The organism is Streptomyces sp. NPDC059850, from assembly GCF_042731515.1.
Taxonomy (GTDB): domain Bacteria; phylum Actinomycetota; class Actinomycetes; order Streptomycetales; family Streptomycetaceae; genus Streptomyces.
Genome location: NZ_JBHWJI010000008.1, coordinates 1 through 18,900, shown reverse-complemented (window position 1 = coordinate 18,900; position 18,900 = coordinate 1). Strand labels below are relative to the sequence as shown.

The window sequence follows — 18,900 nt, the reverse complement described above, 5'->3', positions numbered from 1 at the left end:
AGGGTGAAACAGTGGAACGCCATGACAATCTGAGGCTCCGTCCGCCTCGTCACCGGGTCGACCGCCGTGCGATCGGCTGGTGGACGCTGCAGTCGACACTGTTCGCCCTGCCCCTGCCCCTCACCTTCGGGATCCTGTGGGCCACCATCCCCCCGACGCGTGAGTTCTTCATGTGGGCCACGCTGATCTCGTTGGTCCCCGGGCTGCTCTACATGGCCGTCATGCCCGCCTGGCGCTACCGGGTCCACCGCTGGGAGACCACCGACGAGGCCGTGTACGCGGCCTCCGGGTGGCTGTGGCAGCAGTGGCGGGTCGCCCCGCTGTCCCGCGTCCAGACGGTGGACACCCTGCGCGGTCCGCTGCAGCAGATGTTCGGGCTCTCCGGCGTCACCGTGGCCACCGCCTCCTCCTCGGGCGCGGTGAAGATCAAGGGCATCGACCACCAGGTCGCCCAGGACCTGGTCGAATTCCTGGCCGCGCGCGTCGAGTCGGTCCCGGAGGACGCCACATGACACCTGATACGACGGTGTCGCCCCCCACGGTCGACCAGGACTGGGGGCGGCTGAACCGTCGGCTGCTCCTGGTCAACCTGTCCATCCTCGGCGCACCGCTGGCCATGTTCCTCGCCAGCCTCGCGGTCACCGGAGGCAAGACCAACCTCCAGGTCATCATCACCCTCGCGTCGCTGTTCGTGACCTTCCTGGTCATCAGCGGCATCGGGCTGATGCGGCTGTTCACCACCCGCTACCGGCTCACCGAGGACCGCTTCGAGCTGCGCAAGGGGCTGCTCTTCCGCAGCGAGCGCTCGGTCCCGATCGGCCGCATCCGTGGCGTCGACCTCACCGCCAACCCGGTCCACCGGGTCTTCGGACTCACCACGCTGCGGATCGACAGCGGGGAGCAGAGCGACGCCGTCGCGCGCAAGCTCGCCCTCGACGGCATCACCAAGGCCGAGGCGCTTGAGCTGCGCCGCCGGATCCTCGCCCTGCGCGACGCGGGCCGGTCTCCGGCGGTGGCCGACAACGACGGTGTGCTCTGCCAGCTGGACTGGTCCTGGCTGCGCTACGGCCCGCTCACCGTCTGGGGCGTCGGCGGTGTCTTCATCGCCGCGGGCAGTGTGTACCGCACCTTGAACGAGATGCAGGTCAACCCGCTCGAACTCGGCATCGTCAAGGACCTCCAGCACCGCTTCGGCTCCGTTCCGCTCTGGTACGGAATCCTGGTGTCCGTCCTCGTCATCGTCGCCCTCGGCATGGTCGGCTCCACCGCCACGTTCATCGAGAACTGGGCCGGTTACGAGCTGCGCCGCGAAGAGGGCGGAGCGCTCCGGGTCCGCCGGGGACTGCTGGCCACCCGCTCCGTGACCATCGCGGAACGGAATCTGCGCGGCCTCGAACTCGTCGAGCCCATTCCGCTGCGCTGGGCCAGGGGCGCCAAGCTCAACGCCGTCGCCAGCGGCCTGGGCGGTGAGGACGAGAATCGCCGCCGCCGCGCCCTGACCTCTCCCGTCCCGCGCGCCGAGGCCGTGCGGGTCGCCGCCGAGGCGCTGCCGGTGGACGAGCCGGGCGTGAACGAACGCGGGGGCCTGATCGAGCGCGACGGCCTCACCGGGCATCCCCGGGCCGCCCTGCGGCGCCGTATCAACCGTGCCCTCATCTGGTCGGTCCTGATCGCGGCGGTCCCGGTGGGTCTTGGGCTGTGGCTCAGCACCGGACTCGTCATCGGCGGTGTGATCACCGGGGTGGTGCTGGTGCCGATCCTGGTGGCGTTCGCGTTCAACGCGTACCGCACCCTCGGCCATGGGCTCCGCGGCCGCTATCTCGTCACCTCCGCCGGGACGTTCGCCCACCGCACCGTTGCCCTGGAGCGCGAGGCGATCATCGGCTGGAAGATCTCCCGCACGCCCTTCCAGCGCCGGGCGGGGCTGCTCACCGTCGGCGCCACCACGGCGGCCGGTGAGGGCGCCTACCACGTGTACGACCTGACCGAAGGCCAGGGGATCGCCCTCGCCGAGACCACGGTCCCCGGGCTGCTCGCCCCATTCATCGAGCGCGCCCCGGACCGCGGCTGACCACCCATTGACCAACTGGCGATCCCCCGAGAGGTGGAGGGGCGGACCGAAAGTCCGCCCCTCCACCTCTGAACACCTTCCCGCCGCCGCGGCTCGCTTCCCCGGCTCGCTTCCCTTTTGAACGCCCTTCGTTCCTTCGAACTCCTTGTCGTCACCGAAATTCTCATGCATTCTGGTGAGCCAAGCGCGGCCATTATGGAATGGTCGGCGAATACGGGGTCCCAAAGGAACAATAGGGGTGCCCGTAGGGGGGTTGAAGGGTTATCCCGCCGTCCTGCCCTGTGTAAGGCTGGCCTACGGTCTAGGTGTATGTCTTGCGAGGTAATGGGGCGCGTGATGGTGAGTGAGTCCGTGGATTTGACGCCCGAGCACACGGAAATACCGGCCGTCGGCCCCGACGGAGCCTCCCCGTGGCGGGACCACCTCGCAGCCCTTCCCGAAGCCGAGCGCGCCGAGGCCCTCACCGCATGGGTCGGCGAGGTCGTCGCACAGGCCCTCAAGGACAAGGCGCCGGACGTTCTCGACCCCGAGCGTCCCTTCCTCGACCTGGGATTCGACTCCCTCGCCACCGTCGACCTGCACGCCCGGCTGACCGCCGCCACCGGACTGCGGCTGCCCGTCACCCTCGCCTTCGACCACCCCACCCCGGCCGACCTCGCCCGCCGTCTGCGGACCGACCTGCTCGGCGCCGACGACACCTCCGACGCCCCCTCGGACGACGCCGATACGGCCCCGATCGCCGCCGACGAGCCCATTGCCATTGTCGGAATGAGTTGCCGATTCCCCGGTTCCGTCGGTTCCCCCGAAGAACTCTGGGATATTGTCGCGGGCGGAAAAGACGTCATCTCCGAATTCCCGGTGGGCCGGGGCTGGGATCTTGACGGGCTTTACGACCCCGACCCGGACAAGGCGGGCAGCAGCTATACCCGCGAAGGCGGATTCCTGCACAACGCCGATGAGTTCGATCCGGCGTTCTTCGGAATCTCGCCGCGCGAAGCTCTCGCGATGGATCCGCAGCAGCGGCTGCTGCTGGAGACCTCCTGGGAGGTCTTCGAACGGGCCGGGATCGACCCCGCGACCCTCCGGGGCGGCCGGGCCGGTGTGTTCGTCGGCGCCGAGACCCAGGACTACGGCCCCCGGCTGCACGAGGCCGAGCAGGGCTTCGAGGGCTATCTGGTCACCGGCAACGCGGCCAGCGTCGCGTCCGGCCGCATCGCCTACACGTTCGGCTTCGAAGGCCCGACCGTCACCGTCGACACCGCGTGCTCGTCCTCGCTGGTGGCGCTCCACCTGGCCGTCCAGGCGCTGCGTACGGGCGAGTGCACCATGGCGCTCGCCGGTGGTGCGGCGGTCATGGCCAACCCCGGCTCGTTCATCGCCTTCAGCCGCCAGCGCGGGCTCGCCGCCGACGGCCGCTGCAAGCCGTTCGCGGCGGCGGCGGACGGTACGGCCTGGGGCGAGGGCGTCGGCATGCTGCTCGTCGAGCGGCTGTCCGACGCGCAGCGCAACGGCCACCGGGTGCTGGCCGTCGTCCGTGGCACGGCCATCAACCAGGACGGCGCCAGCAACGGCCTCACCGCCCCCAGTGGCCCCGCCCAGCAGCGCGTCATCCGCCAGGCGCTGGCGGGTGCGGGGCTGTCGGCCGGTGACGTGGACGTGGTCGAGGCGCACGGTACGGGGACGACACTGGGCGACCCGATCGAGGCGCAGGCGCTGCTCGCCACGTACGGGCAGGAGCGCGCGGCGGGCCAGCCGCTGTGGCTCGGGTCGCTCAAGTCGAACGTGGGCCACACCCAGTCCGCGGCCGGTGTCGGCGGCATCATCAAGATGGTCATGGCGATGCGCCATGGAGTGCTGCCGCAGACACTGCACGTGGATGAGCCGACCCCGCACGCCGACTGGACCAGCGGTGACATCGAGCTGCTGACCGAGGCACGGCCCTGGCCGGAGAACGGCCGTCCGCGCCGTGCCGCTGTCTCCTCCTTCGGCATGAGCGGCACCAACGCCCACGCCATCATCGAGCAGCCGCCCGCCGCCGAAGAGGTCGCCGGGGAAGCGCCTGGGGACTCCGCCCCCGCCGTACTGCCCTGGGTCCTGTCCGCCAAGACCACCGACGCCCTCCGCGACCAGGCCGAACGGCTGCGCGCGCTGCTGGAGTCCGACCCCGGGCTCGCCCTCACCGACATCGGCCACTCCCTGGCCACCACCCGCGCCACCTTCGACCAGCGCGCCGTGCTCCTGGCCGACGGCCGCGACGGCGCCCTCGCCGCGCTGCGCGCCCTCGCCACGGGCGGCGACACCCCGTCCGTCGTCCGGGGCGCCCCCGCCGCCGGAAAGCTCGCCCTGCTGTTCACCGGCCAGGGCAGCCAGCGCCTCGGCATGGGCCGCGAGCTGTACGACACGTACCCCGTCTTCGCCGAAGCCCTCGACGACGCCTGCTGGTACCTCGAAGAGCAGCTGGAACAGCCGCTTCTCGACGTGCTCTTCGCCGAGGAGGGCTCGCCCGAGGCGGCTCTCCTCGACCGCACCGACTACACCCAGCCCGCCCTGTTCGCCATCGAGGTCGCGCTCTACCGCCTCGTCGAGTCCTGGGGGCTGCGCCCCGAACTGCTCGCCGGACACTCGATCGGTGAGATCGCCGCGGCCCACGTGGCAGGGGTGTTCTCCCTGGAGGACGCCGCCGCGCTGGTGGCGGCGCGCGGGCGGCTGATGCGGGAACTGCCCGCCGGTGGCGCGATGGTCGCGGTGCGGGCCTCCGAGGACGAGGTGCTGCCGCTGCTCGGCGAGCGGGTGAGCATCGCCGCGGTGAACGGACCCGCGTCGGTGGTCATCTCGGGCGACGAGGACGCGGTTGCTGAGGTCGCGGCTTCGTTCGAGGCGCAGGGGCGTAAGACCAAGCGGCTCACGGTCAGCCACGCCTTCCACTCCCCGCTCATGGACGACATGCTCGCCGAGTTCCGGCGCGTCGCCCAGGTGCTGGAGTACGCGCCGCCGCGCATCCCCGTGGTCTCCACCGTCACCGGGCAGGTCGCCACCGCCGAGGAGCTGTGCTCGCCCGAGTACTGGGTACGCCACGTCCGCGACGCGGTGCGCTTCCTCGACGGTGTCCGCACCCTGGCCGACAAGGGCGCCACCACCTTCCTGGAGCTGGGCCCGGACGCCGTGCTCACGGCCATGGCGCAGGACTGCCTGCCCGAGGCGGACGGCACTCGGTACGCGTCCCTGCTGCGCGGCGCGCGCCCCGAGGCCGAAACCTTCACCTCGGCCGTGGCGCTGGCGTACGTACGCGGCAAGAAGGTCGCCTGGGCCACCCCGTACGCGGGTACCGGCGCGACGGCGGTCGACCTGCCCACGTACGCCTTCCAGCGCCAGAGCTACTGGCTCAACGCCCCTGCCCCCACGGCGGCCGTCGCCGCGCCGGGTGGTGTGGTCGATGGGCGGTTCTGGGATGTGGTGGAGCGTGGCGATGTGGCCGCGCTGGCTGCCGAGTTGGAGGTGGACCCGGGGCTGTCCCTGGGTGAGGTGCTGCCCGCGCTGTCGTCGTGGCGGCGGCAGGCGGCAGTGCGTTCGACGGTGGACGGCTGGCGCTATGGGGTGTCGTGGAAGCCGGTCACCGGCCGTTCCACCGCTTCTCTGAGTGGTCGTTGGCTGGTCGTCGTACCGGCGGGGTCGGTCGAGGACGCGTGGGCTGCCGGTGTCGTCGGGATGCTGGACGACCGTGGTGTCGACGTGGCGCGGGTCGAGCTGGCTGCCGATGAGGACCGTGCTGCGGTGGCGGCGCGGTTGACCTCGGCTGTTGGCGACGAGGCTGTGTCCGGTGTGGTGTCCTTGCTGGCCCTCGCCGAGGGCGATGCGCTGCTGGGTACGGCCGCGCTGACGCAGGCGCTCGGCGACGCGGGTGTGGGCGCGCCGTTGTGGGTGGCGACGCGGGGCGCGGTGTCGGTGGGGCGCTCCGATGGCGCGGTGGTGCCTGGTCAGGCGCAGCTGTGGGGCCTGGGTCGGGTGGCGGCGCTGGAGTTGCCGGAGCGGTGGGGTGGGTTGGTCGATCTGCCGGAGTCGGTGGATGAGCGTGCGTTGGCGCGGCTGGCGGGGGTGCTGGCCGGGTCCGGTGGTTCCGGTAGTGGTTCTGGTGGTGAGGATCAGGTCGCGGTGCGGGCGTCGGGCGTCTTCGGGCGTCGGCTGGTGCGCGCTTCGGTGTCCGGGTCGTCGTCCGCGCCGTCGGGTGGTTCATGGCGTCCGGGTGCGGGGTCTGTGCTGGTCACGGGCGGTACGGGTGCGTTGGGCGCGCGCGTGGCGCGGTGGCTGGTGGACAGTGGCGCCGAGCATGTGGTGCTGAGCAGCCGCCGTGGTCTGGACGCTCCGGGCGCGGTGGAGCTGCGCGATGAGTTGGTGGCGTCGGGCGCGCGGGTGACGGTTGCCGCGTGCGATGTGGCGGATCGGGACGCGCTCGCGGAGTTGCTGGCGTCGCTGCCGGAGGAGCTGCCGCTGACGGGTGTGTTCCACACGGCGGGTGTCCTGGATGACGGTGTGCTGGACTCGCTCATGCCCGAGCGGTTCGCCTCGGTGCTCCGCGCGAAGGTCGACGCCGCGTTGCATCTGGACGAGCTGACGCGTGAGCTGGATCTGTCGGCGTTCGTGCTCTTCTCGTCGATCAGTGGTTCGGTGGGTGCGGCCGGGCAGGGCAACTACGCGGCGGCCAACGCCTATCTGGACGCGCTGGCCGAGCGGCGGCGTGCCGAGGGCCTGGTGGGGACGTCTCTCGCGTGGGGTCCGTGGGCCGAGGGTGGCATGGCGGCGGACGATGCGCTGGAGCGGCGTATGCGTCGCGAGGGCATGCCGCCGATGGCGCCGGAACTGGCGCTTGCCGCCCTTCAGCAGGCGCTCGACGCCGACGACACGTGCGTGACGGTCGCGGACGTCGACTGGGACCGCTTCGTCGGCACCCTCAGCGCCGTACGGCCGAGCCCGCTGATCGCCGAACTGCCGGAGGTGGCCGGGTCGGAGTCGGCCGCTTCTCGGACCGCGTCGCAGCCTGCGGCCGGGCCGTATGGCGGGCGTGTGATCACCGACGCCGACGCCGCGTCTCCGCTGGGGGAGCGGCTCGGCGGGTTGCCGCGTGCCGAACAGGACCGTGCGCTGCTGGAGTTGGTCCGTACGCACGTCGCGGCTGTGCTGGGCCACGACGGGGCCGACGCGGTCGAGGCGGGGCGTGCCTTCAAGGAGCTGGGTTTCGACTCGCTCGCCGCCGTCGAACTCCGTAACCGACTTGGCGCCGCGACCGGTCTGGCGCTGCCCGCCACGCTCATCTACGACTACCCGTCGTCGGCCGCGCTGGCCGAGTACCTGCGGACGGAGCTGGTCGGCGCCGCTCAGATCGCCCCGGCGGGCGGGGCTGGCGATGTGGCCGTGGCCGTCGAGGACGATCCGATCGCGATCGTGGCGATGAGCTGCCGTTTCCCGGGTGGGGTGCGCTCGCCGGAGGAGCTGTGGCAGCTGCTGACTGCGGGTGGGGACGCGATCGCCGAGTTCCCGTCCGACCGTGGCTGGGACCTGGCCGGGCTGTACGACCCGGAGGTGGGGCGTCAGGGGACGTCGTACACGCGTGAGGGCGGTTTCCTCTACGACGTGGCCGACTTCGACGCGTCGTTCTTCGGGATCTCGCCGAGGGAAGCCCTGGCGATGGATCCGCAGCAGCGGTTGCTGCTGGAGACATCGTGGGAGGCGTTCGAGCGGGCGGGTATCGACCCGGTGGCGCTGCGCGGCAGCCGTACCGGTGTCTTCGCGGGGACCAACGGGCAGGACTACGCCGGGCTCGTCTCCGCCACGCCCGAGGGGCTTGAGGGCCACGTGGGCACGGGCAACGCGGCGAGCGTGGTGTCCGGGCGGATCTCGTACACCTTCGGGCTTGAGGGCCCGGCGGTGACGGTGGACACGGCGTGTTCGTCGTCGCTGGTCGCGCTGCATATGGCGGTGCAGGCGCTGCGGAGTGGTGAGTGCTCGATGGCGCTCGCCGGTGGTGTCACCGTGATGTCCACGCCCGAGGCGTTCGTGGACTTCAGCCGTCAGCGGGGGCTGGCGGCGGATGGGCGGATCAAGGCCTTTGCGGCCGGTGCGGATGGCACCGGGTGGGGCGAGGGCGTCGGCATGCTGCTGGTGGAGCGGCTGTCGGACGCGCGGCGTAACGGCCATCCGGTGTTGGCGGTGGTGCGGGGTTCGGCCATTAACCAGGATGGTGCGTCGAATGGTCTGACGGCGCCGAATGGTCCGTCGCAGCAGCGGGTGATTCGGCAGGCGCTGGCGGGTGCGGGGTTGTCCGCTGGTGATGTGGATGTCGTTGAGGCGCACGGTACGGGTACGACCTTGGGTGACCCGATCGAGGCGCAGGCGCTGCTGGCCACGTACGGGCGGGAGCGGGATGGGGACCAGCCGTTGTGGTTGGGGTCCATCAAGTCGAACATCGGGCACACGCAGGCGGCGGCTGGTGTCGCGGGCATCATCAAGATGGTGCTGGCGATGCGGCACGGTGTGCTTCCGCAGACGCTGCATGTGGACGAGCCGTCGCCGCATGTGGACTGGGCGTCGGGTGCGGTCGCGCTGCTGAGCGAGGCCCAGGAGTGGCCGGAGACGGGTCGTCCGCGCCGTGCGGGTGTGTCGTCCTTTGGGCTCAGTGGTACCAACGCGCACACCATCATCGAGCAGGCGCCGCTGGTCGATGAGCCGGGTGAGGTGGCCGAGCCGGGGTCGCGTGGTCTGGGTGGTGTGTTGCCGTTCGTGCTGTCGGCGAAGAACGCCGAGGCGCTGCGGGAGCAGGCTGCGCGGTTGCGGGCGTTTGTCGAGACACGTCGTCCGGAGTCGGGGCTGCTCGATGTCGCCCATGCGTTGGCTGTTGGGCGGGCTGCGTTGGAGCGGCGTGCGGTGGTCAGCGTTGGTGGCCGGGATGAGCTGCTGCGGGCGCTCGGTGCGCTGGAGCGGGGCGAGTCCGCGTCGGGTGTGGTCGAGGGGACGGTCGCTGAGGGCGGCAAGGTGGCGTTCCTGTTCACGGGGCAGGGGAGCCAGCGGTTGGGGATGGGGCGTGAGCTGTACGACGCCTTCCCGGTGTTCGCGGATGCGTTGGATGAGGTGTGTGCGCATCTGGATCTGCACCTTGAGCGGCCCTTGCGGGATGTGCTGTTCGGGGACGATGCGGGGGTTCTGGATCAGACGGGGTTCACTCAGCCTGCGTTGTTCGCGGTTGAGGTGGCGTTGTTCCGGCTGGTCGAGGCGTGGGGTGTGCGGGCGGACTTCCTGTCGGGGCATTCGATTGGTGAGTTGGCTGCCGCGCATGTGGCGGGTGTGTTGTCGCTTGCGGATGCGTGTGTGTTGGTGGCGGCGCGTGGGCGGTTGATGCAGGAGCTTCCGGCCGGTGGTGCGATGGTCGCGGTGCAGGCGTCGGAGGATGAGGTTCTGCCGCTGGTCGGTGGTGGTGTGAGCATTGCCGCCCTCAACGGGCCGTCGTCTGTGGTCATCGCGGGTGACGACGATGCCGTGGCTGAGGTTGCGGCGTCGTTTGAGGCGCAGGGTCGTAAGACGAAGCGGCTCACGGTGAGCCATGCGTTCCATTCGCCGCGTATGGACGGGATGCTGGAGGCGTTCCGGGAGGTCGCGGAGGGGCTTTCGTACGAGGCTCCGCGTATTCCGATCGTGTCCAACCTGAGCGGGGATGTTGTTTCCGCTGAGGAGATGGCGACCGCCGATTTCTGGGTGCGGCATGTCCGGGAGGCTGTGCGGTTCCTCGATGGTGTGCGGGTGCTGGAGGCTCAGGGCGTCACGACGTTCGTGGAGCTGGGTCCGGACGGTGTGCTCACCGCCATGGCGCAGGAGTGCGTGACCGGCCATGACGATGCCGCGTTCGTCTCCGTCTGCCGCAAGGACCGTCCCGAGGCCGAGGCGCTGACGGCCGCCGTCGCGCGTGCGTACGTCCGTGGCGTGGCGCTGGACTGGGACGCCGTCTTCGGCGGAACGCGTGCCCGCGTCGAGCCCGCCGAGCTGCCGACGTACGCCTTCCAGCGGCAGCGGTACTGGCCCAGCGCCGCCGCCCTCGCGGCGGGCGACCCGGAGTCGATCGGGCTCGGCGACATCGACCATCCGCTCCTCGGCGCCGCCGTCGCGCTCGCGGACGCCAATGGCTGCCTGCTCACCGGGGTGCTCTCCACCCGTACCCACCCCTGGCTCGCCGACCACGTGGTCATGGGCAGCGTGCTGCTGCCCGGTACGGCCTTCGTGGAGCTGGCGAGCGCGGCGGGCGCGCAGGTGGGGTGTGAGCGGTTGGACGAACTGACTCTGGAAGCTCCGCTTGTGCTGCCGGAGCGCACCGGGGTGCGGGTGCAGCTCGTCGTGGAGGGGCCGGATGAGTCCGGTCGCCGTTCGTTCAGTCTGCATTCGCGGCGGCAGGACGCGTTCGGGGCCGAGCCGTGGACGCGGCATGCCACCGGTGTGCTCGCGGTCGGGGTCCGGGGCGCTGAGCTGGATGAGCTGGGTGTCTGGCCGCCGCAGGGCGCCACGCCGATCGCGGTCGATGGGCTGTACGCGGAGCTGGCCCGGGAGGGCCTTGGCTACGGGCCGGTTTTCCGGGGGCTCAAGGGCGCGTGGCGGCTCGGTGGGGATCTGTACGCCGAGGTCGGTTTCCCCGAGGACGCGCCGCTGACGTCGGGTGCCGAGGCCGAGGCGTTCGGGTTGCACCCGGCGCTGCTGGACGCCGCGCTGCATGCCATCGGCCTTGGCGGTTCTTCCCGTGAGGCGGAGTCGGCGGCATCGGCGGAGGGTGCGCTGCTTCCGTTCGCGTGGAGTGGTGTGCAGTTGCACGCGGCGGGGGCCGGTGCGCTGCGGGTGCGGCTGTCCGAGCAGTCGTCGAACGCGGTGTCGCTGCTGGTGGCCGACGGCACGGGGCGTGCGGTGGCCACGGTCGAGTCCGTGGCGCTGCGGGCAGCCTCGGCCGACCAGGTGCGTGCGGCCCGGGGTGGGCTGCATGAGTCGATGTTCCGGCTGGAGTGGTCGGCGGTTCCGGCGCCCGCGACGGGTGCGGCGTCGGGTGACTGGGCGGTGCTCGGTGCGGATGCTGGTGAACTCGCTTTGTTGGGCAGCGGGTTCGGGCCTGGGGTTCGGGTTGGGGCGTATGGCGATCTGGCGGCGCTGAGCGCGGCGGTGGATGCCGGGGCGGCCGTGCCGGAGACCGTGGTGCTGGCCGGTTTTGGTGGCGGTGGCGGTGGCTGTGGCGGTGGCCGTGGCGATGCGTTGGCCGTGCACGAGGCGACGCAGGCCATGCTCTCCTTGTTGCAGTCGTGGTTGGCTGATGAGCGGTTCGTCGGGTCGCGGTTGGTGCTGTTGACCCGGGGTGCGGTGGAGTCCGTGCCGGGTGCGGGTGTGGCGGCTGATCTGTCGCAGGCCGCTGTGCGTGGTCTGTTCCGTTCCGCGCAGTCGGAGAACCCTGGCCGTCTGGTGCTGCTGGACGTGGACGAAGACGAGAGCTACGGGGTGGTGCCCGCCGCGCTGGGCGTGGACGAGGCGGAGCTGACGTTGCGCGGGGGTGCGGTGCTCGCGCCCCGGCTGGCCCGGGTACCGGTCGCCGACGAGGCTGAGACCGACGCCGATGTGGCTCCGTCGTTCGATGAGGACGGCACGGTACTGGTCACCGGCGCCTCGGGATCTCTGGGTGGTCTCTTCGCGCGCCATCTGGTCTCGGCTCATGGCGTGCGGCAGTTGCTGCTGGTGAGCCGTCGCGGTGCCGACGCCGATGGTGCGGAGGAGCTGGCTGCTGAACTGACGGCGGCTGGCGCGACCGTGACGTGGGCGGCGTGTGATGTGGCGGATCGGGACGCGCTGGTTGGGGTGTTGGCGGCTGTTCCGGCTGAGCATCCGTTGACTGGTGTGGTGCACACGGCGGGTGTGTTGGATGACGGCGTTCTTGGTTCGTTGACGCCTGAGCGGGTGGCGGGGGTGTTGCGTCCGAAGGTGGATGCGGCGCTGAATCTGCATGAGCTGACGCGGGATGACGACCTGTCGGCGTTTGTGCTCTTCTCGGGTGCGGCGGCCGTCTTCGGCGCGCCGGGGCAGGCGAGCTATGCCGCTGCTAACTCCTTCCTGGAGGCGCTTGCCCAGCAGCGTGTGGCGCAGGGGCTCCCGGCCACCGCGCTGGCCTGGGGCCTGTGGGCCGGTGAGGGTATGGGCAGCGGCCTGGACGAGGTGGGGCTGCGGCGTATCGCGCGTGGCGGCGGCGCTCCGATCGCCGCTGATGAGGGGCTTGCGCTGTTCGACGCGGCGCAGGCCGACGGCGCGGCGGTGCTGTTCCCGATGCGGGTCGACTACGCGGGGCTGCGCACCGAAGCGGCGGCGACCGGTATCGTCCCGGCCCTGTTCCGTGGCCTGGTGCGGGCCCCGGTCCGGCGGGCGGCCACTGCGGCCGCCACCGCCGATGGCTCCTCGCTCGTACGGCGCCTGGCCGGGCTCGCGCGGCCCGAACGGGACCGTGCACTGCTGGAGTTGGTGTGCGGGCGAGTTGCCACGGTGCTGGGCTACGCGGGTCCGGAGGCGGTGGAGCCCGGACGGGCGTTCAGGGAGCTGGGCTTCGACTCGCTGACGGCGGTCGAACTGCGCAACGACCTGAAGACGGTGACCGGGCTGAGGCTTCCGGCCACGCTCGTCTTCGACTACCCGACCCCGAACGCCCTGGCTGGCTATCTGCGTGACGAGCTGCTGGGTGCCGAGGAGGCCGTGGCACCTGCTGCCATCGGGCGTACGGGTGCGGTGTCGGCGGTGGCCGACGACCCGATCGTCATCGTCGGCATGAGCTGCCGCTTCCCGGGGGGCGTGAGCACGCCCGAGGAGCTGTGGGACCTCGTCGCCGGGGGTGGCGACGGCATCTCCGGTTTCCCCGCCGACCGTGGCTGGGACCTGGACGGCCTGTACCACCCGGACCCCGATCACGCGGGGACTTCGTACACCCGCGAGGGCGGCTTCCTGCACGACGCCGCCGACTTCGACCCGGCGTTCTTCGGGATCTCGCCGCGCGAGGCGCTGGCGATGGATCCGCAGCAGCGGTTGCTGCTGGAGACGTCGTGGGAGGCGTTCGAGCGGGCGGGTATCGACCCGTCGACCGTGCGCGGCAGCCAGACCGGTGTCTTCGCGGGCGTCATGTACCACGACTACCTCGTCGGTACGGGCGAGATTCCCGATGGCGTCGAGGGCTACATCGGCACCGGCAACGCGGGCAGCATTGCCTCCGGGCGGGTGGCGTACACCTTGGGCCTGGAGGGTCCGGCGGTGACGGTGGACACGGCGTGTTCGTCGTCGTTGGTGGCGCTGCACCTGGCGATCCAGGCGCTGCGGAGCGGTGAGTGCTCGATGGCGCTGGCCGGTGGCGTGGCGGTCATGGCCACGCCCGAGACGTTCGTGGACTTCAGCCGTCAGCGGGGCCTGGCCACGGATGGCCGGTGCAAGTCGTTCGCGGCGGCTGCGGACGGTACGGGCTGGGGTGAGGGCGCGGGCATGCTGCTGGTGGAGCGGCTGTCGGATGCGCGGCGTAACGGGCACCCGGTGTTGGCGGTGGTGCGGGGTTCGGCGATCAACCAGGACGGTGCGTCGAATGGTCTGACGGCGCCGAATGGTCCGTCGCAGCAGCGGGTGATTCGGCAGGCGTTGGCGGGTGCGGGGTTGTCCGCTGGTGATGTGGATGTCGTTGAGGCGCACGGTACGGGTACGACGCTGGGTGACCCGATCGAGGCGCAGGCGCTGCTGGCCACGTACGGCCGGGAGCGGTCCGGCCAGCCGTTGTGGTTGGGGTCCATCAAGTCGAACATCGGGCACACGCAGGCGGCGGCCGGTGTCGCGGGCATCATCAAGATGGTGATGGCCATGCGGCACGGTGTGTTGCCGCAGACGCTGCATGTGGACGAGCCGTCCTCGCAGGTCGACTGGGCGGAGGGCGCGGTCTCGCTGCTCACGGAGGCGCGGGAGTGGCCGGAGATCGAGGGTCGTCCGCGCCGTGCGGGTGTGTCGTCGTTCGGTATCAGCGGCACCAACGCGCACACCATCATCGAGCAGCCGCCGGTTGTCGAGGCCCCGGCGGTGGTGTCCGAGTCGGGCGTCCCCGGTGGTGTGCTGGCGTGGCCGCTGTCGGCCATGGGCCAGGAGGCGCTGCGGGACCAGGCCCGCCGCCTGCGTGATCGGCTGAGCGTCGGGGATGAGACGGACGACCTCGCCGACCTTGACCTCGACCTCGCCGACATCGGGTACACGCTGGCCACCGGGCGTACCGCGTTCGAGGACCGTGCGGTGCTGGTGGCCGATGGTCGTGAGGGTTTCCTGCGTGCTCTGGAGGCGCTGGCTTCCGGTGAACCGGCGACGGGTGTGGTGCAGGGTTCGCCGGTGGCGGGCAAGCTGGCGTTCCTGTTCACGGGGCAGGGCAGCCAGCGGCTGGGGATGGGCCGTGAGCTGTACGAGGCGTACCCGGTGTTCGCGGAGGCGCTGGACGAGGTGTGCGCACACCTGGACGCGCATCTTGAACGGCCGCTGCGGGATGTCCTGTTCGGGGATGACGCCGCTGCGCTGGATCAGACCGGTTTCACCCAGCCTGCGTTGTTTGCGGTTGAGGTGGCGTTGTTCCGGCTGGTCGAGGCGTGGGGTGTGCGGCCCGACTTCCTCTCTGGGCATTCGATTGGTGAGTTGGCTGCCGCGCATGTGGCGGGTGTGTTGTCGCTTGCGGATGCGTGTGTGTTGGTGGCGGCTCGTGGGCGGTTGATGCAGGAGCTTCCGGCTGGTGGCGCGATGGTCGCGGTGCAGGCTTCGGAGGATGAGGTTCTGCCGCTGGTCGGTGGTGGTGTGAGCATTGCCGCCCTCAACGGGCCCACTTCGGTGGTCATCGCGGGTGACGACGATGCCGTGGCTGAGGTTGCGGCGTCGTTTGAGGCGCAGGGTCGTAAGACGAAGCGGTTGACGGTGAGCCATGCGTTCCACTCGCCGCGTATGGACGGGATGCTGAACGCGTTCCGCGAGGTTGCTGAGGGGCTTTCGTACGAGGCTCCGCGTATCCCGATCGTGTCGAACCTGACTGGGGATGTCGTCTCCGCTGAGGAGATCACGACCGCTGAGTTCTGGGTGCGGCATGTCCGGGAGGCTGTGCGTTTCCTCGACGGCGTCCGCACTCTTGAGGCGCAGGGTGTGACCACCTGTCTCGAACTGGGCCCGGAAGGCGTGCTGTCCGCGATGGGGCAGGACTGTCTCACCGAGGGCGACGCGGCGGCTTTCGTCGCTGTTCTGCGTGAGGGTCGTTCGGAGGCCGGTTCGCTGGCCGGTGCTCTTGCCGCGTTGCAGGTCCGGGGCGTGGCCGTGGATTGGGAGGCGTTCTACGCCGGTGCCGGTGCGCGGCGGGTGGAGTTGCCGACGTATGCCTTCCAGCGTCGGCGTTACTGGCTGGATGTGTCGACGGCCGCCGTCACCTCCGGTGCTACGGCGCTGGATGCGGTGGACGCCCGCTTCTGGGAGGCCGTGGAGCGCGGGGATCTGGAGTCGCTTGCCGCGACACTGGGTCTTGGTGACGAGGACAACGGGGCGCTGGAGGCGCTGCTGCCCTCGATGTCGTTGTGGCGTCGGCGGCAGTCGGAGCGTTCGACGGTGGATGGCTGGCGTTACCGGGTGTCGTGGAAGCCGGTCACCGACCGCGCTGCCGCTTCTCTGAGTGGTCGTTGGCTGGTCGTCGTACCGGCAGGGTCGGCCGAGGACGCGTGGGTCGCCGGTGTCGTCGGGATGCTGGGCGACCGTGGTGTCGACGTGGCGCGGGTCGAGCTGGCCGCTGATGAGGACCGTGCTGCGGTGGCGGCGCGGCTGACCTCGGCTGTTGGTGACGAGGCCGTGACGGGCGTGGTGTCGCTGCTGGCCCTGGCGGACGGCGGCGATGCGCTGCTGGGTACGGCGGCGTTGACGCAGGCGCTTGGCGATGCGGGTGTGGGCGCGCCGTTGTGGGTGGCGACGCGGGGTGCGGTGGCCGTGGGTCGTTCGGACGGTGCGGTCAGCCCGGTCCAGGCGCAGCTGTGGGGTCTTGGCCTGGCGGCGGCGTTGGAGCTGCCCGAGCGCTGGGGTGGTCTGGTCGATCTGCCGGAGACGGCCGATGAGCGCGCGGTGGCGCGGCTGGCGGAGGTGCTGGCCGGGGTCGGCGGTGAGGACCAGGTCGCGGTGCGCGCGTCGGGCGTGTTCGGGCGTCGGCTGGTGCGCGCTTCGGGGTCCGCGACGTCCGGTGACTCCTGGTCGCCGGGCATGGGGTCTGTGCTGGTCACGGGCGGTACGGGTGCGCTGGGTGCGCGGGTGGCCCGCTGGCTGGTGGCGAACGGCGCTGGGCATGTGGTGCTGACCAGCCGTCGTGGGCTGGAGGCTCCGGGCGCGGTGGAGCTGCGGGATGAACTGTCGGCGTCGGGTGCCCGGGTGACGGTGGCGGCGTGTGATGTGGCCGACCGTGACGCGCTTGCGGAGCTGCTGGCTGGGCTGCCGGAGGAGCTGCCACTGACCGGTGTGTTCCACACGGCGGGCGTGCTGGACGACGGGATGCTGGACTCGCTCACCCCGGAGCGTTTCACGGCCGTGCTGCGGGCGAAGGTGTCCGCTGCGGCGCATCTCGATGAGCTGACGCGTGAGCTGGATCTGTCGGCGTTTGTGCTGTTCTCGTCGATCAGTGGCACGTTCGGTGCGGCCGGGCAGGGTAACTACGCGGCCGCCAATGCCTCGTTGGACGCGCTGGCTGAGCGGCGTCGGTCCGAGGGTCTGACTGCCACGTCGATCGCCTGGGGTCCGTGGGCCGAGGGCGGTATGGCTGCGGACGACGGTCTGGAGCAGCGGCTGCGTCGTGGTGGTCTGCCGCCGATGGACGCCGAGGTGGCGGTGGCCGCGCTGCAGCGCGTGCTGGACCTGGGCGACGGGGTGGTCGCTGTCGCGGACATCGACTGGGCTCGGTTCGCGCCGGACTTCACTGCCGTACGCCCGAGCCGCCTGATCGCGGACTTCGCGGATGTGGCGGACGTGGCGCAGTCGGGGCAGGCCACCGGTGGTGCGTCTGCCGATGGCGGGCTGGCCGCGCGGCTGGCCGGGCTGGGCGAGGCCGAGCGGGACCGGTTGCTGCTGGATGTGGTCCGTGGCCAGGTGGCCGCGGTGCTGGGGCATGACGGTTCCGAGTCGATCGGGGTCGAGCGGGCCTTCAGTGAGCTGGGCTTCGACTCGCTCACCGCGGTCGAGCTGCGTAACCGGCTGAACGCGGCGACGGGTGTCCAGCTGCCCGCGACCTTGATCTTCGACTACCCGACGGCGTCGGCTCTCGCGGACTATCTGCGGACCGAGCTGCTGGGCGTGGACGTGGCGGTGCCCGGTGGTGTGGTTGCGCCGACGGTTGCGGTGGCTGACGATCCGATCGCGATTGTGGCGATGAGCTGCCGTTTCCCGGGTGGGGTGCGTTCCCCCGAGGAGCTGTGGCAGTTGCTGTCGGCGGGCGGGGACGCGATCGCCGAGTTCCCGTCCGACCGTGGCTGGGATCTGGACGGGCTCTACGACCCGGACGCGGAGCGTCAGGGGACCTCGTACACGCGTGAGGGTGGATTCCTTTACGACGTGGCCGACTTCGACGCGGCGTTCTTCGGTGTTTCACCGCGTGAGGCGCTGGCGATGGATCCGCAGCAGCGGTTGCTGCTGGAGACGTCGTGGGAGGCGTTCGAGCGCGCGGGCATCGACCCGGCCACGGTGCGTGGCCAGCAGGTCGGTGTGTTCGCCGGGACCAACGGCCAGGACTATCTGTCGCTTGAGCGGGCGTCGGAGGGGCTTGAGGGCCACTGGGGCACGGGCAACGCGGCGAGTGTGGTGTCGGGCCGGGTGGCGTACACCTTCGGGCTTGAGGGCCCGGCGGTGACGGTGGACACGGCGTGTTCGTCGTCGCTGGTCGCGCTGCATATGGCGGTGCAGGCGCTGCGGAGTGGTGAGTGCTCGATGGCGCTCGCCGGTGGTGTCACGGTGATGTCCACGCCGGACAACTTCATCGACTTCAGCCGTCAGCGGGGGCTGGCGGTCGATGGGCGTATCAAGGCGTTCGCGGCCGGTGCGGATGGCACGGGCTGGGGTGAGGGCGCGGGCATGCTGCTGGTGGAGCGGCTGTCTGATGCGCGGCGTAACGGGCACCCGGTGTTGGCGGTGGTGCGGGGTTCGGCGATCAACCAGGACGGTGCGTCGAATGGTCTGACGGCGCCGAATGGTCCGTCGCAGCAGCGGGTGATTCGGCAGGCGCTGGCGGGTGCGGGGTTGTCCGCTGGTGATGTGGATGTCGTTGAGGCGCACGGTACGGGTACGACGTTGGGTGACCCGATCGAGGCGCAGGCGCTGCTGGCCACGTACGGGCGGGAGCGGTCCGGCCAGCCGTTGTGGTTGGGGTCCATCAAGTCGAACATCGGGCACACGCAGGCTGCGGCTGGTGTCGCGGGCATCATCAAGATGGTGCTGTCGATGCGGCACGGTGTGTTGCCGCAGACGCTGCATGTGGACGAGCCGTCGCCGCACGTCGACTGGTCGGCGGGCTCGGTCGCGCTGCTGACCGAGCGGGTGGAGTGGCCGGAGACCGGCAGTCCGCGCCGCGCGGGCGTGTCCGCGTTCGGTATCAGCGGTACCAACGCGCACACCATCATCGAGCAGGCGCCGCTGGTCGATGAGCCGGGTGAGGTGGCCGAGCCGGGGCCGCGTGGTCTGGGTGGTGTGTTGCCGTTCGTGCTGTCGGCGAAGAACGCCGAGGCGCTGCGGGAGCAGGCTGCGCGGTTGCGGGCGTTTGTCGAGAC

Annotated in this window: 3 protein-coding genes; all 3 read left to right on the top strand. The window is 71.0% G+C overall.

Going from position 1 to position 18,900, the window contains the following annotated elements:
• Positions 1-11: 11 nt before the first annotated feature.
• Positions 12-512: a PH domain-containing protein gene (locus ACFV9T_RS08565; protein WP_385437652.1), complete on the top strand. Its 501-nt coding sequence runs from the start codon at positions 12-14 to the stop codon at positions 510-512.
• Positions 509-2,071, top strand: coding sequence for a PH domain-containing protein (locus tag ACFV9T_RS08560; protein ID WP_385437651.1), 1,563 nt, complete (start codon positions 509-511; stop codon positions 2,069-2,071). Before ACFV9T_RS08565 ends, ACFV9T_RS08560 begins: the two co-directional genes overlap by 4 nt.
• 351 nt (positions 2,072-2,422) lie before the next feature.
• Positions 2,423-18,900 (top strand): type I polyketide synthase (locus ACFV9T_RS08555; protein WP_385437650.1); only part of this gene is annotated, 16,478 nt, incomplete at its 3' end.

Coding starts and splice junctions, on each gene's coding strand:
- ACFV9T_RS08560 (WP_385437651.1), top strand. CDS start 509: ATGACACCTGATACGACGGTGTCGCCCCCCACGGTCGACCAGGACTGG.